The organism is Streptomyces sp. BA2 (assembly GCF_009769735.1).
Taxonomy (GTDB): domain Bacteria; phylum Actinomycetota; class Actinomycetes; order Streptomycetales; family Streptomycetaceae; genus Streptomyces.
The window spans coordinates 8,862,277-8,882,037 of record NZ_WSRO01000002.1 but is presented as its reverse complement, the minus strand read 5'-3'; the positions used below and the strand labels follow the sequence as shown (position 1 = coordinate 8,882,037).

Below are 19,761 nucleotides of genomic sequence, written 5' to 3'. Positions count from 1 at the left end.
CCGCCTCCTTCGCACCGATGCTCGCGCTGCCTCGCCACTCCCCCGGCCGGATCACGGGAGCGGCGTGCCTCCGGTGGCGTTCATGACCTCCGCGGTGATGAAGCTCGCCTGCTCCGAGGCCAGGAACACATACGCGGGCGCCATCTCGGCGGGCTGGGCGGGGCGGCCCATCGGGGCCTGCTTGCCGAACTCCTTGGTGTCCGGCAGCGTGGCCGGGATCAGCGGCGTCCACACCGGTCCCGGAGCGACGGCGTTGACGCGGATGCCGTTCTCGACCAGCATCTGCGCGAGGCCCTGGGTGAACGTGACGATGGCGCCCTTGGTCATGGCGTAGTCGAGCAGGTGAGGGCTCGGCTTGTAGGCCTGCACCGACGTGGTGTTGATGATGGACCCGCCCGAGGGAATGTGCGGCACGGCCATCTTGCACAGCCAGAACATGCCGTACAGATTCGTGCGCACGACGCGGTCGAACTGCTCCGTGGAAATGTCCCCGATGCCCTCAGGCTGGGACATCTGGTACGCCGCGTTGTTGACGAGGACATCGATGCGCCCGAACTCCGCCACGGCTCGCTCCACGAGGCGGCGGCACTGCTCCTCCTCCCGGATGTCGCACGGCACGGCGAGACCGCGGCGCCCCGCCTTGTCGACGAGGCGGGCCGTTTCCTGGGCGTCCTCCGCCTCCGTGGGCAGGTAGGTGAACAGGACGTCCGCGCCCTCGCGTGCGTAGGCGAGAGCGACCGCCCGGCCGATACCGGAGTCGCCGCCGGTCACGACCGCTGCCCGGTTCTGCAGCAGCCCGCTCCCTACGTAGGACTCCTCGCCGTGGTCGGGGGGCGGGTCCATCGGTCCTGTCCAGCCCGGCGGCTCCTGGTCCTGCTGTGCGAACTCCGGCCGGGGGTGCTTCGTCGTCGGGTCCTGCGGGGTGTCACCCATCGGTGCTCTTCCTTCCTCGGGTCCACTCTCTCCAGCTTGCTCCGCACCTCTCCGGGGCGCGAACGCCTGACGCCGCTCACGGTCTACGACCTGCGCGAACGCGAGCCATCGGTGCACCGGGTGTCCCGCGGGCCGCGGTCCCACACATCCCGGTCCGCGCGGGGTGCCGGCGCCGGTCGCTCGCCCGCCGGCCACGGAGCGCTCGCCGTGCGGGTGAGATCGGGGGTGCATAGCCTGTACGCGGCCTCCGGACCAGTCGGCAGAAGGGACCTGAGGTGAGCGACAAGGACGGGCTGCGGACCTATCGGGAGAAGCGGCACTTCGAGAGGACGAGCGAGCCGCGCGGCGAGCGCGGGACGCCGGACGGAGCCGGGCGGACTCCGGCCGACGAGCCCACGTTCGTGGTCCAGATCCACGACGCGAGCACGGTGCACTTCGACTTCCGCCTCGAGGTCGACGGCGTACTGAAGTCCTGGTCCGTCCCCAAGGGGCCCTCCACCGACCCGCACGACAAGCGGCTCGCCATCCCCACCGAGGACCACCCCCTGGAGTACCGGGACTTCGAGGGGGTGATCCCCCGGGACGAGTACGGCGGCGGGACCGTCATCGTCTGGGACCGCGGCACGTACCGCCCGACCAGCCACGACAAGCGGAACCGGCCGGTGCCGTTCGGGCAGGCCCTGGAGAACGGCCACGCCACGTTCCGTCTGCGTGGCGAGAAACTGCGCGGGGAGTACGCGCTCACCCGCTTCCACAGCCGTGAGGAGAAGAGCGGAGGGTCCTCCGCGAAGCCGACATGGCTGCTGGTGCGGACAGGGCACCATTCGGGTGGCGGCACCCCCGATCCACGGCGGGCGCGGTCGGCACGCAGCGGCCGTACGCTGCGCCAGGTCGCGGAGGCTCCGGACGCGCCGACATGGCACTCCAACGGCGGTGAGCGGGGATGACCGGCCTCCTCGACACACTGCCGCCCGGCCTGGCCGGCCGCACCCGCGAGGCGGCACCGGGCGTCGACCTCGCGGCCTCCCCGATGCTGGCGACGCTCACCAACCTGCGTCACTTCCCGGAGGGCTGGATCTTCGAGCGGAAACTGGACGGCGTCCGGGCACTGGCGGTGCGCGAGAACGGCACGCTGACGCTCCGGTCCCGGTCGGGGCGACGGCTCGACGCCACGTATCCGGAGATCGTCGACGCGCTCGCAGGACAGGACTGTGGGGACTTCACGGTCGACGGAGAGATCGTCGCCTACTCGCACGGCAGGACCGACTTCGCGCTGCTGCAGCAGCGCATGGGGCTCACCAGGCCCGCCGACGTCGCGGCGACCAAGGTCGCGGTGACGTACTACGTCTTCGATCTGCTGCGCCTGGACGGCATGGACGTACGGCGGCTGCCGCTGCGCACCCGCAAGTCCCTGCTGAGGCGCTCCCTCGCGTTCACCGCGCCTTTGCGGTTCAACACCCATCGCAACGAAGGCGGGCCCGAACTCCTCGCCGACGCGTGCCGGCGCGGGTGGGAGGGCCTCATCGCCAAACGGGCCGAGAGCATCTACCAGGCGCGCCGCTCGGGCGACTGGCTCAAGCTGAAGTGTTCCCGGGGCCAGGAATTCGTGGTGGGCGGGTTCACCGAGCCCACGGGCAGCCGGACGGGCATCGGCGCGCTGCTCATCGGCTACTACGAGGGCGGGCGGCTGCGTTACGCGGGCAAGGTCGGCACCGGGTTCGACGGGCGCACCCTGCTGTCCCTGCGACGCCGACTCGACGAACTCCAGGTGCCGAGATCGCCGTTCGCGGACGCGGTCCCGGAGCGGACCGCGCACTGGGCTCAGCCGTGTCTCGTGGCGCAGGTCGCCTTCACGGAGTGGACACGGGACGGCATGCTGCGCCACCCCCGCTTTCAGGGGCTGCGGGACGACAAGAGTCCGGCCGATGTCGTCAGGGAGCGCGGGGGGCCCTGAGCTCCGCGGCCGCGTTGAGCCGGGCTGCCTGGCGCGTCAGGTGGTCGCGTTCGGGGAGGTTGGGCGCCTTTCGGGCCGCATCGGCGTACAGCCGTGCCGCCGTCGCCAGATCGCCGTCGCGCTCGTGGAGGTACGCCGCCACGGCGGTGTGGCGGGGCAGTGCGTCGTCCAGGGCCGCGAGCTCCGCCAGACCGGCGCGCGGTCCGTCGGCCTCGCCGACGGCCACCGCGCGGTTGAGCCGGACGACCGGGCTGTCGGTCAGGCGTACGAGCTCGTCGTACCACTCGACGATCTGCACCCAGTCGGTCTCATCGGCGGTGGGCGCGTCGGCGTGGAGTGCCGCGACGGCGGCCTGGGACTGGAACTCGCCGAGGCGGTCACGGGCGAGGGCCGCGTGCAGGATCCCGATGCCCTCGGCGATCGTCTCGGTGTCCCACCGGCTCCGGTCCTGCTCGGCGAGCGGCACCAGGCTGCCGTCGGGCGCGGTCCGTGCGGCGCGCCGGGCGTGGTGGATCAGCATGAGGGCGAGCAGGCCTGCCACCTCGGGGTGGTCGATCGCGGCCGCGAGCTGCCGGGTGAGCCGGATGGCCTCGGCGGCGAGGTCGACATCGCCGGAGTAGCCCTCGTTGAAGACCAAATAGAGGACGCGCAGCACGGTGGCGACGTCGCCGGGCCTGTCGAACCGCACGTCGGAGACGGTTCGCTTGGCCCGGCTGATGCGTTGCGCCATGGTCGCCTCGGGGACCAGGTAGGCCTGTGCGATCTGTCGGGTGGTGAGCCCGCCGACGGCGCGCAGTGTGAGCGCGACCGCGGAGGACGGCGTCAGCGTGGGGTGGGCGCACAGGAAGTAGAGCTGGAGTGTGTCGTCCACGGCGCGGGCGGGTCCGGGCGCGGGCTCCTCGTCGACGAGTTCCTCACGCCGGCGGCGTGCGGTGTCCGCCCGGGTCATGTCGAGGAACTTGCGCCAGGCCACCGTGACCAGCCAGCCCTTCGGGTCCCGGGGCACGTCGTCCGGCCAGACGCGGACCGCCTCGACCAGGGCGTCCTGTACGGCGTCCTCGGCCGCCGCGAAGTCGGCTCCGCGGCGGACGAGGATTCCGAGCACGCTCGGTGTGAGACTCCGAAGCCGGGCTTCATCCATCTCCGGCGTCACTCCGTGACGGTGTGCTTCGCGCCCAGGAACGGGCGGATCTCGAGCCACTCGTGGATCGGCTTGCCGCCTGCCCCGGGGGCGGCCGACAGTTCCCCGGCGAGTTCGAGGGCGCGGTCGTAGTCGTCGACGTCGATCACCATCCAGCCTGCGATGAGGTCCTTGGTCTCGGCGAAGGGGCCGTCGGTGACCGGCGGGCGGCCTTCTCCGTCGTACCGGACGAACGTCCCCTCGGGGGCGAGCGCCTGGCTGTCGACGAACTCGCCGGTCTCCTCGAGCCGGGCCGCGAAGTCGTTCATGTACCGCACGTGGGCCGAGATCTCCTCGGGCGTCCAGCGCTCCATCGGCACGTCGTTGACCGCACTCGGGGCGCCGCGGTAGTGCTTGAGCAGCAGGTACTTGGCCATGGTGTTCTCCTCGGGCTGGTGCGTCCCATTGTGGTCGCGTTCACCACGGGGACGGAGCCGGACGCGAGTTCTCGACATGGCCGCTACGTGCGCGAATTCGGCGAACGGCCCTCGATGTCCTCGGGGAGGCACACAGCCTCGTTCTTGGGGAGGCACACAGCCTCGTACAGCATGCGGCGCAAGTGCCTGATGGTTCGCATCAGGTAGGTCTCCTTCGATCGTCTGTCATCCCTGGCCGAGCTCCCCTGCCGTACCCCGATGCGGTGCTCCCCTACCGGGTCCAAAGGCCCGCTTCTCGGATTTCCCGCATGCCGCCCGGCAGCGGACGGGAGCGGGGCTTTGGCACCGGGCAGGACAGGGCCTTGGTCCCCCGGATGGGTGAGGAAGGTCCCGGTATGGCGCCTGCCCTCTGCGGAACCACTGGCGAGGACCGCCGGAACCAGATGGGGAGAGGGCGCTATGCCAAAAGACATCGGTGTGAGCGACGAGCGTGAACAGCTACGGCGAGAGAGGCCCGCTCCGCCCGCCAGGGGTCAGGGCCGGGAGGCGGGGCGCGTGTGGACCGGCGTCAGGCCGTTCCGGCGGGCCGGAGGGCTCCGCCTGGTCCCGCCGGCCGGTGAGCGGCGGCCTGCCCTGCCGGGCAGGAGCCTGCCGCCGGGTGCTTCGGGCAGGGTGCGCGGCGCTCCGTGCTGGTTGAGCCTGGCCGCCGGTGATGCCCGGGCCGCCAAGGAGTTCTACGCCCGGGTCCTCGGCTGGTGTCACGTCCCGCTGCTGGGCGCGCCGGGCAGGGCGCGTTTTCTGGCGCTGCGGGCCGGAGCGCCGGTGGGAACCCTCAGCCAGGCCACGTGCGACCTCGGCGTCTCCGCGGGATGGATTCCGTACTTCGCTGTCGATGAGGTGGACACCACGGTGGGCCGGCTGCGTGAGCGCGGCGCCACCGTCGCCGTAGGTCCGCTGACCACCGAAACCGGGCGGCTCGCCGTGGCGGCGGGCCCACAGGAAGCGGTGTTCGGCCTGCGTCAGCGGGCTCCCGACCACCGTTGGAGGGTGGGCGCGGGCCCCATCGCCCGGCTGGAGCTGCACACCCGGGACATCTTCGCGGCCGCCTACTTCTACGGGGACGTACTGGGCTGGGCCGGTACGCCGGGCGACAGCTGCGAAGTGGAGTACACCCACGGGCAGATCGAGGTGCGCGACGGGCTGCGGACGGTCGCCGCGCTCAGGGACGCCGCAACGCCCGGTTGGCATCCGTGCTTTCGCGTGGCCGACGTCGGCATGGCCGCCGTCGCGGCCACCGGGTGGGGTGGGCGCGTCATCTCACCGCCCCAGGGGCCCCGCGGCCGAGGCGAGGCCGTGCTTGCGGACCGGGAAGGCAACCCCTTCACGGTCGTCGCGAGCTGAGCGATGCAGGACGAGAGTGACGAGAGAGTGAGGGGTCAGACGATGTTTCTGCAGGCGCCGGACGTGGACGACGCCGCTGAGCCGACCGGACCGGCGCGGGGAGGGGGTGGCGGGCTGCCGTGGATCGAGGAGGCCGACCAGGTCGCGCCGAAGGACGCCCGGGAGCTGTCGAAGCTCTTCTTCGAACAGCTCGGGACACTTGAGGAGGACTCGCCCGCGTACCTGTACACGCGCAACACGCTGATCGAGATGAACCTCTCCTTGGTGCATTACGTGGCAGGCCGCTACCGCAACCGCGGCAACGGCCAGTTGGAGGACATCGTCCAGGTCGGAATCGTGGGTCTGATCAAGGCGATCGACCGGTTCGACATCAGCCGCGGCTTCGAGTTCGTCTCCTTCGCCGTCCCCTACATCCTCGGGGAGATCAAGCGCCACTTCCGTGACACGAGCTGGGCCGTTCACGTACCGCGCAGACTGCAGGAACTACGCCTCCAACTGCTCAAGTCCCAGGAGCGGTTGTCCTCGAACCTCGGCCGCGAACCGACGGTCGCGGAGCTTGCCGCGGACCTCGCGGTGACCGAGGAACAGGTCCTGGAGGTGATCGTGGCCGCCAATGGCTACGCCGCCGGATCGCTGGACAGCCCGCGCAGCGAGGGAGAGGAAAGCGGGGCCCACACCACCGGACGCTCGCTTTCCGACGTCATGGGCGAGGAGGACCGGGCCATCGAGGTGTTCGAGGACCTGCACGCCTTGGCCCCGCTCCTGGCCGAACTCGGCGAACGTGAACGGCGCATCATCGAGATGCGCTTCGGCCAGGAAATGACGCAGGCGCAGATCGGCGCCGCTCTGGGTCTCTCGCAGATGCACGTCTCACGGCTCCTGTCGGCGACCCTCGCCGCCCTCCGCACCGGTCTGCTCACCCGCGACTAGCAGGGGTCCGGGTCCGGGCAACATGCTGCCCGGACCCGGACCGGCCATCCGCGGACAGAAACCCCACGCCTCCGCGTTCTTGGCACGCCTCTGGAGACGTATGTCTGAGGTGATCGGGGTCATGACAGGCGAATCCATCAAGTCGTGTCCGTCCGGTGGCGTGGGAGCAGCGCCGCCAGGTGGTGCAGCGAGTTGGTGAGGTGCTCGGGGCCGAACGGCGGGAACTTCAGGTACTCCCGGATGAACTGCGGCACCGCCGACCAGTCGTAGGTGAGCGTGACTTGAGTCTCGGACGGGCCGAGCGGCGCCAGGTCGTAACGCCAGCTCCAGCCGCCGAACTCCAGGCGGCCGTCCTCCTTCTCCTCGCCCGTCAGCCAGGCAATGGCGCGCGGCGGGTCGAGCACCTGGACCTTGTTGGCCACCTGATAGTCACCGTCCGGATGGTCGGGGTGGTACATGTCCATCCGGAAGATCTGCCCCACCTCGGCCAGCGGCGCCCGGTCGGCGGCTTCCTGGACCCAGCCGGTGCCGTCGATCGCGGAGTGGGTCGTCGGGTCCGCCAGTACCGCGAACACCTGCGCGGTGGGGGCCGCGACGGTCAGGGTGGCGCTCACGCTCTCCTGGTCCACGATGTGCACGCTCCTTGTCGTCTCATCGTCACCTCATCCGGCCTCCCGCGGGCGCGGAAGAAGGTTCTCGACATGCAGACGACGCGGCGATGCGGAACTCATCGGTAGGCGACCTGCTCGGACTGCGTCGGCGGCGTGGCCTGAAGGTGCTGGGCGGCCTCGGCAGCGGTGTATGAGGAGGCGAACGTGAACGCGCGCGGGGACGGCCCATGCGCCTGCAGCTCCGCCAGCCGCTCCAGGGCCTCGCCGACGGTCGGGAGATGGCCGGCGGGGACCCACCAGAGGACCATGTGCGCCTCGACGTGCCGCTCGAACCATTCGCGGCGCCGCCGCATCACTTCCAAGTGCCCGCTGCGGTAGGCGAAGTCCCACAGCGCCTCCTGGGTCTCCCACACCGAGAGGTTCACGATGACGTCCTCGCCCGCCGGACGCAGGCCGGTGGCGTCGGCCGCCCCCTCCTCCACGAGCCGCCACACGAAGCCGGGTGCGGCGTCGGCGGCGGCGTTGACCGGATCGAGCAACTCGACGAACGGCGCGATGCGCGGGTCGTCGAAGGGGTGGAGGAGCGTGGCGATGTTGAGCTCGGCGAGGTGGTGGGCGTGGGCGCCGTGCGCGGCGGATGCGGTCATGGCCTCATCCCAGCACGGCCCGCTTTTCTATGTCAATCAATATTGTTTTTAGAAGACTCGAGCACCACGCAGCACTCCCCCGGCCGGGCGTCCATACGAGCGCGTACAGGACCTTCCGCGCCCAACAGCCCTTCCAGCAGGGCGAGGTTCATCCCGCAGACGAGCGGCGGGAAGCGCTCGGCCACGGCATGAAAGGGGCAGTTGCGCATACGGACGACGCGGGCGTCTTCCACGTGCGGTTCGTAGCCGCGCGCGGCCAGCATCTCCATGGCCTCTTCGAGGTCCTCGCAGGGCGCCGCCGCGCCGCGCAGAGCCTCGCCCCTGCGGCGCGCGGCCGCGCGGAGCCCGGCGTCGAGACCGGCCTGCTCGGCAGCCTCGGCGAGCAGCTCGGCGGCGGTGCGGTAGTCGCGGGCGGGCAGCGACACCGTCCGCTCGGCCCGCGACCGCGTATACACCTTGGCGGGGCGGCCGGCCCCCGGCCCCGAGCGGCCCGTCAGGCGGCGACTGCCGCTGTCGAGCAGCCCGGCGTCCGCCAGCTTGTCCAGATGGTGCGCAGCCAGCGTGCGCGCCACCCCGGCCGCCTCGGCAGCCTCGTTGCGGCCCACTTCACGGCCTTGCGCCGCCACGTACTCGTACAGTCGGCGCCGCACCGGATCCTGCAGCACCGCGATCGCATCGATGTCCTCCACCTGACCATTCTAGGAACAACGCAGGTTGGAGATAGAAGGGCGGGCACCCCCGGCATCAGTGATCCGTCAGCGCAGCCTGCGCAGGAACACATCGGCCGCGCTGTTGGTGTCGCCGGGGACGAGGTTTCCTGCCGGTGAGTCGAACACCACCGCGCCGCCGTCCTCGCTGACGCCGGTCCGCCGCCCGGGTTCGGTGTCCTCCGACACCGGCTCGCTCTCGGCGCTGATGAGTCGCACCTCTCCCGTCTGCATGTCCCGCAGGAAGACGTCCGCGCTGCTGTCGCCGTCCTCGGCCGGGGCGAGATTGGAGGCGGCGGAGGTGAAGACCGCGTAGCGCCCGTCACGGCTCAGCGAGACGTCGCCGCTTTCCCCGTTGGCCGGTGTGCCGTCGGGGGCGGCGCTGACCAACCGCATGCGCTTGGTCTCGCGGTCGTAGAGGAAGACATTGCGCGAGCCGGTCGGAGGCGGTCCCTCCGGGCGGAGCACCCTGGATGCCGACGTGAACGCCACATAGCGGGCGTCACCGCTGAGGACGGCACCCCAGGACGGGGTCTTGCGGTTGTAGGCCCGCGGAATGCTGATGAGTTCCGTCGTGCCCTCCTCGCGGTCGCGCAGGAAGATGTCCGTCGCGGACGCATGGTCTTCCACGTCGGCGAGGTTCGAGGCGTTGGAGGTGAAGGCGAGATACCGGCCGCCGGCGTCACCCGCGAACGCGGGGGCGAACGCGTCGCCTTCGCCCTGCCCGCCCGCGTTGGTGAGTTGCGCGAGCTCCGTCGTCTTCTTCTTGCGGTCGTAGAGGAAGACGTCGTCCCGCTTGTTGGCGTCCCCCGCCACGAGGTCCTCGGCACCCGACGCGTAGGCGACGTAGCGGCCGTCGCCGCTGACGGCCGGGTCGTACGTCAGGTGACTGCGAAGCCCGTCGTAGGCCGCGCCCGTGGGGCTGATCCGTTGAGTCTTGCCGGTGCTCCGGTCGTGCAGGAAGACGTCGTCGAGGTCGTTCGGGTCGCCGCGTACGAGATCGTCGGCTGTGGAGGTGAACACCACGTACCGCCCGTCGGGACTGAGCGAGACCTCCCGTACGACGCCGTGGCTCGCCTTTCCGTTGCTCTTGACGCTGACGCGCTCCGTCTTTCCGGTGCGCAGATCGCGGACGAAGGCGTCGGGCGTGCCGTTGGTGTCGTTCGCGACCAGGTTCCGGGACGCCGAGACGAACGCGACGTAGCGGCCGTCGGCGCTGATGGCCGGGTTCGTGGAAGCGGCGTTGCCCTCGGCTCCTCCCGGGCCGACGCTCACCCTCTCGGTGTGCGGCACGGCGGTGGGGGCGGCGGACGCGCCGGCGGGTGACAGTACGGTCACGGCGCAGACGGCGGCCAGCGCGGCGCTTGCGGCCGTCACGCGCTGATGAACGGTCATCGGTTCCTCCTGTGTCGACAGTGGTCTCCGTGTGCCGTCCGGGCGCGCTCGGAAAGGGCAGGGCGTGGCAGAGCGTGTCGTTCCCCGTGCGCTGTTCGCAGTGCGCTCTTCGCCGTGCGCTGCTCCCCCGTGCGCTGTTCCCCCTTGGGGTTCCCCCGGCCGGTGCGGGCGGGGCGGCCGCGAAGGCCGTGCGCTCGCACCGGACACCCCGGCCATCAGCCACTGAGCCGATCGGTCATGACCAGGTGCACCGGAGGCGAGCGAACACCGTGCAACCCCGGGGGTCAACGTGTCGCGTGCCTTCCGCGGTGCGGATGCGCCGCTTGCATCAGCGGAGGAAGGCGGTTCGGCGGACTTTTGTGCCGTACTCGCGCGGAATGGGCAACCATCGGTGCCGTTCCGCGACCAGAGGAGGGGCCGGACCCCTCTCAACTCCCCGCTCCTCAGCGGCCCGTGCGATCCCCTGCCCACACCGTGGGGCTCCGGCCCGACCAGGGACTTGCCTGTTCGAGTTGTCCGGCGAGGCGGAAGAGGCGGCCTTCGAGCCCGTATCCGGCGGCGAACTGCATACCGATCGGGAGCCCCGTCTCGGCGTCGGCCTCTACCGGCACGGACATGGCGGGCGTACCCGCCACATTGAACGCCATGGTGAACGGCGAGCGGTCGTTGAGCCGGTCGATCCAGCCGAGGCCGTCCAGCACCTCTCCGCCCTCGGCGTAGGCACCCAGGGGCATGGGAAGCTCCGGCAACGTCGGGGTGAGCAGGACGTCGTGAGCGTCGAAGTACCGTGCCAGGCTTCGAGCGACGCGGTTCCGGATAGCGAGTGCACTCACGAGTCGGGCGCCGCTGACCCGCTGCCCGTAGTGGTAGCCGGCGAGGGTCTGCGGCTCAAGGGTCGAGGTGTCGACGGGCCGGTCGAAGGCAGCAGCCAGCTCGTCGACCAGGGCCGTGAGATTCGCCGTCATCAGACGGGCGTTGGCCAGGACGAACTCCCCCCAGTCGACCCCGAGGCCGACCTTGACCTCCTCCACCCGGTGGCCGAGGGATTCCAGGAGACGCACGGTGCGGGAGAGGGCGTCGGCCACTGGTGAGGTCGTGCGGCGGCCACCCCATGCCTGGGCGAGGACACCGATCCTCAATGAGCCCGGCTGGCGGGCGACTTCCTCCGCGTAGGGACGGGTCGGCTCCGGCGCGAAGTAGGGGTCACCCGGTTCCGGTCCACGTATCTGGTCGAGCAGCGCGGCGCTGTCACGCACTGTGCGGCTGACGCTCCCGTGCACGCCGAGACCGTTGAAGACTTCGTCGACGCCGGGGCCCATGGAGACCCGGCCCCGGCTGGGCTTCAGACCGAAGAGGCCGTTGTAGGCCGCGGGGATGCGGAGCGAGCCCGCGGCGTCGGTGGCGTGGGCGATCGGGACCACCCCGGCCGCGACAGCCGCGGCCGCGCCCCCGCTGGAACCACCCGCGCTCCGCTCCAGGTCCCACGGGTTGCGGACGGCCCCGTACAGCACTGGTTCCGTCGTGATGCTGTAGGCCATCTCCGGTGTGGCGGTGCGCCCGAACGTCATGAGGCCGGCGCGGCGGAAGCGACGCATCAGGGAGGAGTCGGCGCCTACGACGTTGCCGGCCGCGAGACGACTGCCCAGTTCCATGCGCCGCCCCGCCATGGAGACTCCGATGTCCTTGACCAGGAAAGGGACTCCGGCCAACGGTGCGCTGCCGCGGATTGGCTCCCGAATTGACTCGTCATCGGCCGGCCAGGTCTCCGCGATGGCGTTGATCTGCGGGCCGACCACCTCCGCGGCCTCGCGGGCGGCTGCTTCCAGTTCGGCGGGGGTCACCTCGCCTGCGGCCACAAGGCGCGCCAGCCCGACCGCGTCGAAGTGCACGTACTCGGAAACTCTCACTGTCACTCCCAGAGGAAGAACCGATACCGTCGAGTGCCTAATGATACCGCTCGGTATCACTCGGGACGGACTGGTACCGTAGCAGGGGTTGCAGGCCCCTCACAGCGCCCCCGAACAGCGCACCCAAACAGCGCCCTCAAACAGCGCTCCCAACTGACCGGACGTCACGGAGTAGTCATGGCATCGACCGCCAGCAGGCCGAGCAGGGTGGCGAAGCTGCCGCCTCGCGAGCGCATCCTCGACGCGGCGGAGGAGCTCTTCCAGAGCGAGGGGATCCGGCGGGTGGGCGTCCAGGCGATCGCCGAGAGGGCCGAGACCACCAAGATGGCGATCTACCGGCACTTCGAGACCAAGGACGCACTGGTCGCGGAGTGGCTGCGAATCGTCGCCGCCGACTACCAGGCGGCCTTCGACCGGGTCGAGGCCGAACACCCCGGCCGGCCGAGGGAGCAGATCCTGGGCCTGGCCCGCTTCATCGCCGAGGGCCTGTCGGCGATCTCGCACCGGGGCTGCCCGTTCATCAACTCCCTCGCCGAACTGCCCGACCGCGACCATCCCGCACGGCAGGTGATCGAGGAGCACAAGGCAGACCAGACCCGCAGGCTCGTCGGCATGTGCGCCGAGGCCGGGCTGCCCGATCCCGAACAGGCCGCGGCCGAGATCACGTTCGTACTCGAAGGCGCGCAGGTCAGCACGCAGAACGGAAGCATCGATCAGGCTGGGAACCGCCTGATGAGAATCGTCGAGAGGGTCGTGGCCGCCCCATGAGCTGGGGTTGGGGCTGCACGACGCGGAGTTGATCGGGGGCGGCGCCCTGTCGGGCAGGCACCCAGAGCCCCGGTCGGGGGCGGCTCCCTCCGGGTATGCGCAGGCATGGGGACAGGCCGCGCTCGTAGTGGGAGGCTGGGAGTGTCCGGCGCCGCCGCCCGAGTGCGGCAGCGTCCGGGGACGCGAGGGACCGAGGCTCCCCCTCGATCGGCCCTCGCGTGAGGTGCCCCCGGCGGTGCGAGGATGCGGGAGATGCCTCGCCGCCGCGCCTGGAGGGCGGAGGCTGGGGCCGTATTGTCGGTGATGCGGCTCCAGTCGGCCTTGCCGTGACAGCTGCCGGCTCACGTGTTCACGGGTACCGGGCCCGCCCCACGACGATCGGGGCACCGGCTCTCCCGTCGTCGGTGACGAGCCCCGCACCACTTAGCGAGCGTCAGCCCGCGGCCGGATCCACGGCAGCCGATCAGTCGGTGGAGAGCGCCTCGAGGAGCTGCCCGGCCTTGGGGTCCTTCAGGGCTCGGGCTGCGTCGGCGAGAGCCACCATGCCGACGAGCCGGTGTCCGTCGATGACGGGAAGTCGCCGCACCTTGTGATGCGTCATGGTCGCCACGATCTCGTCCGCGCTGTCGTCGGCGCCGATGGTGACGGCCTCGCCCTGGGCGAGTTCGCCGGCCAGGACGATAGCCGGGTCCTTGGACTTGCCCAGCACCTTCACGACGATGTCCCGGTCGGTCAGGACGCCCTTGAGCCGGTCGTCGGTCCCGCAGACGGGCAGCGCGCCCACGCCCAGTTCGGTCATCTTGCGGGCGGCGTCGAGCACGGTTTCCTCGGCGCCCACGCAGTGGGCACCACCGGTCATGATGTCGCGTGCCGTAGTCATGTCAGGATCCTCCAGGCCCGTCCCGGGTGCCCGGAGAGCCGGGTCGTAACCCGGGAGCCGAAGAGCTTCAGCCTGGTTTCAGACGCGGGTCATCCACTCATCCGTTCGGCCGCGTCGGTCGCGTCGGTCGCGTGAGGAGCGCCGACCGGCGGGTACGCGGAGGTACGCGCAAGGTCATCGCACAGCACATGCGGTCGTGCGGACCGCACCGATCGGGAAGGAGCACGTCATGCCGCAAGGTTCCAGCGCCAAGCGTGAGCGTCAGTACGAGCACATCAAGGAGGGCGCCGAGAAGCACGGCACCTCCGAGGGCCGTGCGAAGGAGATCGCCGCACGCACCGTGAACAAGGAACGAGCCCGCTCCGGCGAGTCGAAGACGGCGAGCAAGACGTCCATCAAGGACAAGAAGTCCGCTTCGCAGCGCGGCGGTGAGCGCTCGCACAGCGGTTCGCAGGGGCCGACGAAGGACCAGCTGTACGCGGAGGCCAAGAAGCGCGGCATCGACGGCCGTTCGTCGATGAGCAAGCAGGAACTGGCCAAGGCCCTCGGCCGCTGACCGACGGCTATGGCTACGGCTACGGCTACGGCTACGGCTACACGTGCAACCACAGCACGCACGCAAGCACGCAAGCACGCAAGGAGACGCATGAGCAACCCCAGCCCCAAGCACCAGCCCTCGCACGACGAGGAGCACCCCGAGACCGCCGCCGACGAGGTTCTCCACGAGGTGGAAGAAGCCGAGACCCGCGTGGAGGACGACGGCGATCGGCGCGACCAGGACGGCGAAGCGGCAGACGCGCTGACCCCGAACGAGGGCGCGCAGGAAGACGTCCAGCAGCGCGGCACCTGACCTCTCCCCAGTCGGCCCCGCAACCCGAGCCCCGCACCCCGAGTCCCGGAGTGCGGGGCTCGTTGCGCCTGAGTCTCAGGGGGGTCGTTACACCGTGCACACGTCGGGTTAAGGTCACTCTGGTGTGTGAGCAGCGGGCCCCTCCGGCGAACGGAGCTGGGGTGGGCGGCGTCAGCGACGCCGCGGCCGCTGCTCACTGATCGACAAGGACGACGGAGCTGGACGCCGCCATGGGAGACAACGTGACGAACATTCCGTCTGCGCCTCAACCCGAGGACCAGCCCTCGCCTCAAGACCGGGACCTCCCCTCCTCGAAGGGCGAGACGGAAGAGCTGAGAGCCACCGCCGAGCAGCTGCGCGAGCAGGTGTCCGAGCTGGAGGTCCAAGCGCGTGCGCGTCCCCGGATCGCCATGGCCGAGGGTGTCCTGGTCGAACGGTATCGACTGGCGGACGCCGAGGCGGCGTTCACGCTGCTGCGCCAGGCCTCGCAGCGGGCCAACATCAAGCTGCACCAGCTGGCTGCCGCGGTGGCCCGGACGCCAGGACCGGCACCGGGCGCCAAGGCGTGGTTCAGCAGACGGGAACAGCATCCGGTACCCGACCTGACCGCGCTCGAAGCAGGCACGCTCAACGCGACCAACCAGGGCGAGGTCCTCGGCGCCGCCCTGCATCGCGTCTTGACCGTCACCGGTACGGACATGGGGAACGTGCAGCTGCTCGAGGACGGTGTTCTGCGGATGGCGAAGCACGCGGGCCTGCCCCGGCACTTCACCGACTTCTTCGCGTTCGTCGACGGAAACACCTCATGCGCACGGGCCGCCGCCGCCAGCCACCAGGTCACCGTCAAGGACGTGGCCTCGTCGGCAGGTTTCGACGACGAGACGCGCCGGGTGATCCTCATGGCCGGCAGCCGCGCCTGCCACAGTGTCCCGCTCGTCGACGACCAGGACACTGTTCACGGCGTCATCTCCTCCCACCATGCCCGCCCCCTGATCGGCTTCACCCAGGCGCAGCTCCAGACCCTGCACACCACCGGCCGCGCCCTCGGCATCTGGATCAAGTGGCACCAGCACACCGTGCTCGTCGACGCGCTGGAGGACCTCCACCAACTGGCCCTCGCCGCCGACCAGTAGCCGCCGAGCGCGCTGCCGCGGTGGGGGGCGGAATCGGTCAGTCGGCCCGGGGCTTGCTGAACTCTTCGATCAGTACGGGATATTGCTCCCCTCCGTGCCCGGCGGCGATCGAACGGTCGGCCATCGCCTTGATCAGGCGCGGGAGTTCGGCATTGACACCCGCTGCCTCGCTCTCCTCGATCAAGTGCGCCATCGCCCGCACGTCGGTCTCCAGAGTCGACACCTCGGCCGGGAAGGAGCCGTTGTCGATCTGCTCGGCGTGCCCCGGCAGCCACTCGGCCACACCGGCAGCGATCTGCTTCGCGAACGGAGCGTACGTCGCGGCGTCGACGCCGACCGTCCTGAGCATGGCAGTGCCCTGAAGCCAGGCGTTCAGGATGCTCCACATCATGACCAGGCCGGCTCCGTCGTACAGGGACGCGAGACCGTGATCCGCACCGAGGTAGGTGACGGTACCGAGCGCGTCGAGTGTCGACTTGTGCGCCTCGAAGTCCGACTGCGGCCCGCTGTGCAGAATCACCGCCTCGGCGGTCCCGATCCCCGACGGGACGGCCATGATGGCGCCGTCCAGGTAACGGGCGCCGCGCTGCTCGGCCCAACGGGCGGCTTCCCGGGCCTGGGCCGAGTCGCCCGAGGTGAGATTGATCAACGTCGTTCCGTCCAGGGCGATATCGCTCGCGTCGAGCAACTCACGCATGGCCTGGTACTCGGTGACGCAGATGATCGTCAAGGGGCTCGTCTTGAGTGCGTCGCCGACCGTCGGCGCCAAGTGGGCGCCCTGTGCCACCAGTTGGTCGGCCTTGGAGGTCGTGCGGTTCCATACGGTTGTGGGGTGGCCGGCCTTCAGGAACGCGCCGGCGAGGGCCTGGCCCATCAGTCCGAGTCCGATGACTGACACGGGTGCTGCGGTTTTGTTGTTCATGGCAGCATCGTCAACGTTGATACCGGTATGAAGGTCAAGTGAGGTTCGATGCGAATCGGTGAACTGAGTCGTCGTACGGGCGTCAATGCCCACCAGTTGCGCTACTACGAGGCCCAGGGCCTGCTGGAGGCGGACCGCAGGGCGAACGGCTACCGCGACTACGACGAGAACGCCGTGCTGCGGGTGAAGCAGATCCGGCACCTGCTGGGTGCCGGGCTGTCCTCCGAGGACATCGCGTACGTGCTGCCCTGTGCGGTCGGCGAAGCCCCGGAGCTGCCCGGGTGTTCCGAACTGCTGGCCGCGATGCGGTCGCGGCTGCGGCGGCTAGAGGATCAGATGGACAGGATCGCTCAGTCCCGCGACGCTCTGGCCGTCTACATCGAGGCGGCCGAGCGAACGGGCAGCAAGAGCTATCCCCCCTTCGACGAAGCCGACCAGGAGGCCGTGCCTGCCTGAGGCAGTCCAGGGACAAATGCTGGTTGTCGCTTCCGCATCCGGCGTGCAAGTCTGAGCCGCCGTGATCCACATCCCCACGCGGCCCCGGAAGGAGTCTGGACCATGCTGAACGGCTGCACCCCGCGCCTGCCCGAGACCATCGGCCGCTACTACGACCACGGGTACTACCAGGGAGCCGCTCTGCCCCAACTCCTCGCCGAGCACGCCCTCACGCACACCACCCGCACCGCCCTCGTACACGGCGATCGTCGCCTCACCTACCGTGAACTGAACCGCCGCGTCGACCGCGTGGCTGCCGGGCTCTCGCTCCGGGGCGTCCGTGCAGGCGACCGGGTCATCGTCCAGCTCCCGAACGTGCCCGAGTTCGTCATCGCCGTCTACGCCCTCATGCGTGCCGGCGCCCTCCCGGTACCGGTGCCCACCTCTCACCGCGCCGACGAGATCGGGCATCTCGCCCATGTCACCGAAGCCGCTGCCTACATGGGCCCCGGCGTACACCGTGGCTTCGACCACGCCAAGATGGCCTCGGATGTCAGCGACGACAATCCTCGTCTGCGCCGCGCCTTCACTCTCGACGGCCCCGATGGCAGTGGAGGCGGCTTCACCACAGCCCTCAGCGGATGCCTGTTCTTCCCCCTCAGCTCCCTGGACGCTCCGCGCGACCCGGACCGCACGTACGACCCCAATGACGTCGCGTTCTTCTTGCCATCGGACAGGGCCACGACCGTGCCCGATCTAGTCCCGCGCACCCACAACGACTACGCGTACCAGACCCGGGCCGCCGCCGAACTCATCGGCCTCGGCCCCGAGGACGTGTACCTCGCGGCCCTCCCTGCCGCGTCCAACTTCGTCTTCGGCTGTCCCGGGATCGTCGGCACCCTCGCCGCCGGCGGCACCGTCGTGCTCGTCGACGACCCCGACCCCGCCGACGCCCTCCGCGTGATCGAGACCGAGAAGGTCACCGTCACCTCCCTCACGCCCGCCGACGCGCAACTGTGGCTGGACGCCCTCCCCGACGGCCGGTACGACCTCTCCAGCCTGCGCCTCATCCAGATCGGCGGGGCACCGCTCCACCCCGAACTCGCGGCCCGTATCCAACCGGCCTTCGACTGCCGCCTCCAGCAGGTCTTCGGCATGGCTGAGGGGCTGCTCTCCCTGACCCGCCTCACCGACACCGACGACGTCGTCCATCACACGCAGGGTCGTCCCCTCTCGCCCGGCGACGAGATCCGCATCACCGACCCGGACGGCAACGACGTACCGGCGGGCACACCCGGACAGCTCTGGACGCGCGGCCCCTACACTCTGCTCGGCTACTACAAAGCGTCCGACAAGAACACCCGCGCCTTCACCCCCGACGGTTTCTACAAGACCGGCGACATCGCCCGCCTCACCGAAGCCGGCGACCTCGTCATCGTCGGCATCGCCGACCCTCTCGTCCACGGTCAACTCACGCACAGTTTCGGGGAAATACGCCGAGGCCGGGTCGGGCCTTGCCGATGCCTTGAGTAGCGCACACGCACACCGCCAGAGCGCCACGCCACCGCCCCACCCGCATCAGAGGCCGACTTCATCCCCCTGCGCAACGCGGGTGTCTCGTGCCGGGCCGACGCACAATGACTGGGACCCGCTCGGGACGTTCAAGCCACCGAATGTTCAACAACCCCGATTCACGCGGTGAATTCACCGTAGGGGCCCGGGCGGCAAGGGAACTTCATTCGACCTGCATACGGACCCGCTGCTCGGTCGTGGCGCCTTCCCGCATCAACTGGGTGCACCACATGCATTCATCTCCCACATGTGCGGGGGAGTCCAACCAGTAGGCACCGGTGAGCAGTTGGCCTTGGCTCTGGGCCGGGGCGGGAAGCGGATCCCTCAAGTCGTCATCCATGCTCCGCACAACGAGGCCTGAGGGGCGGGGTTTTGGGGGCGGCCACCGCTCTGCCCCCGCAAGCCGTCCATACGCCTGAAGTTCGCCCCGCAGTGTCTTCAGACAGGAAGGAGGGGGTAGAAGGGGCGACTTCACTGTCGCTGCGGGGCGACCCTCACCCGTCCGCTCCCGCCCGGACCGGGACTCCGTACTGGCGGACGCCCGGACCCTGCTCGAGAGGTTCGGGGGCTATTGATGCGTGTTCGGCTGGGAAAGCGCAGAGTGACCATGAAGAGTTGGTCGGCACAGGCAGAACCCGCACAATCCCACGCATACACGAAGGAGACGGCAGATGCTGTTCGGTAAAGAGCACGTCGAGCGCTACGTGGCGACTGACGGCGCGGAAGGCCACGATTGGCAGAACACCACGGTGCTGATCCTCACCACCATCGGCCGCAAGAGCGGCGAGCAGCGCAGCACTCCGCTGATCTACCAGCCGTACGGTGACGACGTGCTCGTGGTTGCCTCCAACGGCGGAGCCGACCAGCCGCCCCTGTGGTACCGCAACATCGAGGCGAACCCCGAGGTCCAGGTGCAGGTGAAGGGCGACCGCTACACCGCCCGTGCGCGTACGGCGAGCCCGGACGAGAAGCCGGACATGTGGCGGACCATGGCCGCCACCTGGCCGGCCTATGACGACTACCAGCGCAAGACCGACCGGGAGATCCCGGTCGTCGTCCTGGAACGCGTCTGAGGCACGGGTCGCCGGAGCGGAGCGGATACGTACGCGCGTCGCGCGCGCTGAGTGAGTTGCGCCAGCCGCGTTCTGGCGTACGTATC

General features: G+C 70.0%; 21 protein-coding genes. 11 read left to right on the top strand and 10 right to left on the bottom strand.

What is annotated here, in order from left to right:
* Positions 1-51: 51 nt before the first annotated feature.
* Positions 52-933 (bottom strand): SDR family oxidoreductase, encoded by an 882-nt coding sequence (locus E5671_RS42525; protein ID WP_160509538.1) that lies wholly within the window; start codon positions 931-933, stop codon positions 52-54.
* 275 nt (positions 934-1,208) lie between these two features.
* Between E5671_RS42525 and E5671_RS42520 the strand changes: the two genes are divergently transcribed.
* Complete coding sequence (locus E5671_RS42520; RefSeq protein ID WP_160509537.1) at positions 1,209-1,880, top strand: DNA polymerase ligase N-terminal domain-containing protein; 672 nt, start codon at positions 1,209-1,211, stop codon at positions 1,878-1,880.
* Complete coding sequence (gene ligD, locus E5671_RS42515; protein WP_160509536.1) at positions 1,877-2,887, top strand: non-homologous end-joining DNA ligase; 1,011 nt, start codon at positions 1,877-1,879, stop codon at positions 2,885-2,887. The genes E5671_RS42520 and ligD overlap by 4 nt, the downstream gene beginning before the upstream one ends.
* On the opposite strand, the gene E5671_RS42510 is transcribed toward ligD, so the two are convergent.
* Together E5671_RS42510 and E5671_RS42505 are read right to left on the bottom strand one after the other, a co-directional pair.
* On the bottom strand, positions 2,865-4,028 hold the full coding sequence (locus E5671_RS42510; protein ID WP_160509535.1) for an RNA polymerase sigma factor: 1,164 nt from the start codon (positions 4,026-4,028) through the stop codon (positions 2,865-2,867). The genes ligD and E5671_RS42510 overlap by 23 nt on opposite strands.
* Before the next feature lie 8 nt (positions 4,029-4,036).
* Positions 4,037-4,444, bottom strand: coding sequence for a YciI family protein (locus tag E5671_RS42505; protein WP_160509534.1), 408 nt, complete (start codon positions 4,442-4,444; stop codon positions 4,037-4,039).
* A gap of 555 nt (positions 4,445-4,999) precedes the next feature.
* Here E5671_RS42505 and E5671_RS42500 point away from each other — a divergent pair.
* Together E5671_RS42500 and E5671_RS42495 are read left to right on the top strand one after the other, a co-directional pair.
* On the top strand, positions 5,000-5,845 hold the full coding sequence (locus tag E5671_RS42500) for a VOC family protein (protein WP_160509533.1): 846 nt from the start codon (positions 5,000-5,002) through the stop codon (positions 5,843-5,845).
* A gap of 42 nt (positions 5,846-5,887) precedes the next feature.
* Entirely contained in the window at positions 5,888-6,775 is an 888-nt protein-coding gene (locus tag E5671_RS42495; protein WP_160509532.1) for a SigB/SigF/SigG family RNA polymerase sigma factor, read from the top strand.
* Positions 6,776-6,912: 137 nt separating this feature from the next.
* Here E5671_RS42495 and E5671_RS42490 read toward each other — a convergent pair whose 3' ends face one another.
* From E5671_RS42490 to E5671_RS42470, 5 genes are all read right to left on the bottom strand, one after another.
* Complete coding sequence (locus E5671_RS42490; RefSeq protein WP_336606005.1) at positions 6,913-7,404, bottom strand: polyketide cyclase; 492 nt, start codon at positions 7,402-7,404, stop codon at positions 6,913-6,915.
* Between the two features lie 98 nt (positions 7,405-7,502).
* Entirely contained in the window at positions 7,503-8,033 is a 531-nt protein-coding gene (locus E5671_RS42485) for a DUF3291 domain-containing protein (RefSeq protein WP_160509530.1), read from the bottom strand.
* A gap of 32 nt (positions 8,034-8,065) precedes the next feature.
* Positions 8,066-8,722: a helix-turn-helix domain-containing protein gene (locus E5671_RS42480; RefSeq protein WP_160509529.1), complete on the bottom strand. Its 657-nt coding sequence runs from the start codon at positions 8,720-8,722 to the stop codon at positions 8,066-8,068.
* A 66-nt stretch (positions 8,723-8,788) separates the two neighbouring features.
* The gene (locus E5671_RS42475) at positions 8,789-10,135 is read right to left on the bottom strand and encodes a TolB family protein (protein ID WP_160509528.1); all 1,347 of its coding nucleotides are present in this window, start codon (positions 10,133-10,135) and stop codon (positions 8,789-8,791) included.
* Positions 10,136-10,578: 443 nt separating this feature from the next.
* Positions 10,579-12,042 carry an amidase family protein gene (locus E5671_RS42470; protein WP_160509527.1) on the bottom strand — a complete coding sequence of 488 codons (1,464 nt, stop codon included), beginning with the start codon at positions 12,040-12,042 and terminating at the stop codon, positions 10,579-10,581.
* A 177-nt stretch (positions 12,043-12,219) separates the two neighbouring features.
* Here E5671_RS42470 and E5671_RS42465 point away from each other — a divergent pair, with 177 nt between their 5' ends.
* Positions 12,220-12,810 carry a TetR/AcrR family transcriptional regulator gene (locus tag E5671_RS42465; protein WP_160509526.1) on the top strand — a complete coding sequence of 197 codons (591 nt, stop codon included), beginning with the start codon at positions 12,220-12,222 and terminating at the stop codon, positions 12,808-12,810.
* 463 nt (positions 12,811-13,273) lie between these two features.
* On the opposite strand, the gene E5671_RS42460 is transcribed toward E5671_RS42465, so the two are convergent.
* Positions 13,274-13,690, bottom strand: coding sequence for a CBS domain-containing protein (locus tag E5671_RS42460; protein ID WP_160509525.1), 417 nt, complete (start codon positions 13,688-13,690; stop codon positions 13,274-13,276).
* A 229-nt stretch (positions 13,691-13,919) separates the two neighbouring features.
* Between E5671_RS42460 and E5671_RS42455 the strand changes: the two genes are divergently transcribed.
* The 3 genes from E5671_RS42455 (at position 13,920) to E5671_RS42445 (ending at position 15,673) form a co-directional block, all read left to right on the top strand.
* On the top strand, positions 13,920-14,246 hold the full coding sequence (locus tag E5671_RS42455) for a plasmid stabilization protein (protein ID WP_160509524.1): 327 nt from the start codon (positions 13,920-13,922) through the stop codon (positions 14,244-14,246).
* 90 nt (positions 14,247-14,336) lie between these two features.
* Positions 14,337-14,540, top strand: coding sequence for a hypothetical protein (locus E5671_RS42450; protein WP_160509523.1), 204 nt, complete (start codon positions 14,337-14,339; stop codon positions 14,538-14,540).
* 242 nt (positions 14,541-14,782) lie between these two features.
* Positions 14,783-15,673, top strand: a complete 891-nt coding sequence (locus E5671_RS42445) for an ANTAR domain-containing protein (RefSeq protein ID WP_336606004.1) — start codon at positions 14,783-14,785, stop codon at positions 15,671-15,673.
* Positions 15,674-15,710: 37 nt separating this feature from the next.
* On the opposite strand, the gene E5671_RS42440 is transcribed toward E5671_RS42445, so the two are convergent.
* Entirely contained in the window at positions 15,711-16,595 is an 885-nt protein-coding gene (locus E5671_RS42440; RefSeq protein WP_160509521.1) for an NAD(P)-dependent oxidoreductase, read from the bottom strand.
* 48 nt (positions 16,596-16,643) lie between these two features.
* On the opposite strand from E5671_RS42440, the gene E5671_RS42435 reads away from it, so the two are divergent.
* The 3 genes from E5671_RS42435 to E5671_RS42425 all read left to right on the top strand — a co-directional run bounded on the left by E5671_RS42435 (position 16,644) and on the right by E5671_RS42425 (position 19,675).
* Positions 16,644-17,051, top strand: coding sequence for a MerR family transcriptional regulator (locus tag E5671_RS42435; protein WP_160509520.1), 408 nt, complete (start codon positions 16,644-16,646; stop codon positions 17,049-17,051).
* 102 nt (positions 17,052-17,153) lie between these two features.
* Positions 17,154-18,563 (top strand): (2,3-dihydroxybenzoyl)adenylate synthase, encoded by a 1,410-nt coding sequence (locus E5671_RS42430; RefSeq protein ID WP_160509519.1) that lies wholly within the window; start codon positions 17,154-17,156, stop codon positions 18,561-18,563.
* A gap of 710 nt (positions 18,564-19,273) precedes the next feature.
* On the top strand, positions 19,274-19,675 hold the full coding sequence (locus E5671_RS42425) for a nitroreductase family deazaflavin-dependent oxidoreductase (protein ID WP_160509518.1): 402 nt from the start codon (positions 19,274-19,276) through the stop codon (positions 19,673-19,675).
* Positions 19,676-19,761: the final 86 nt, after the last annotated feature.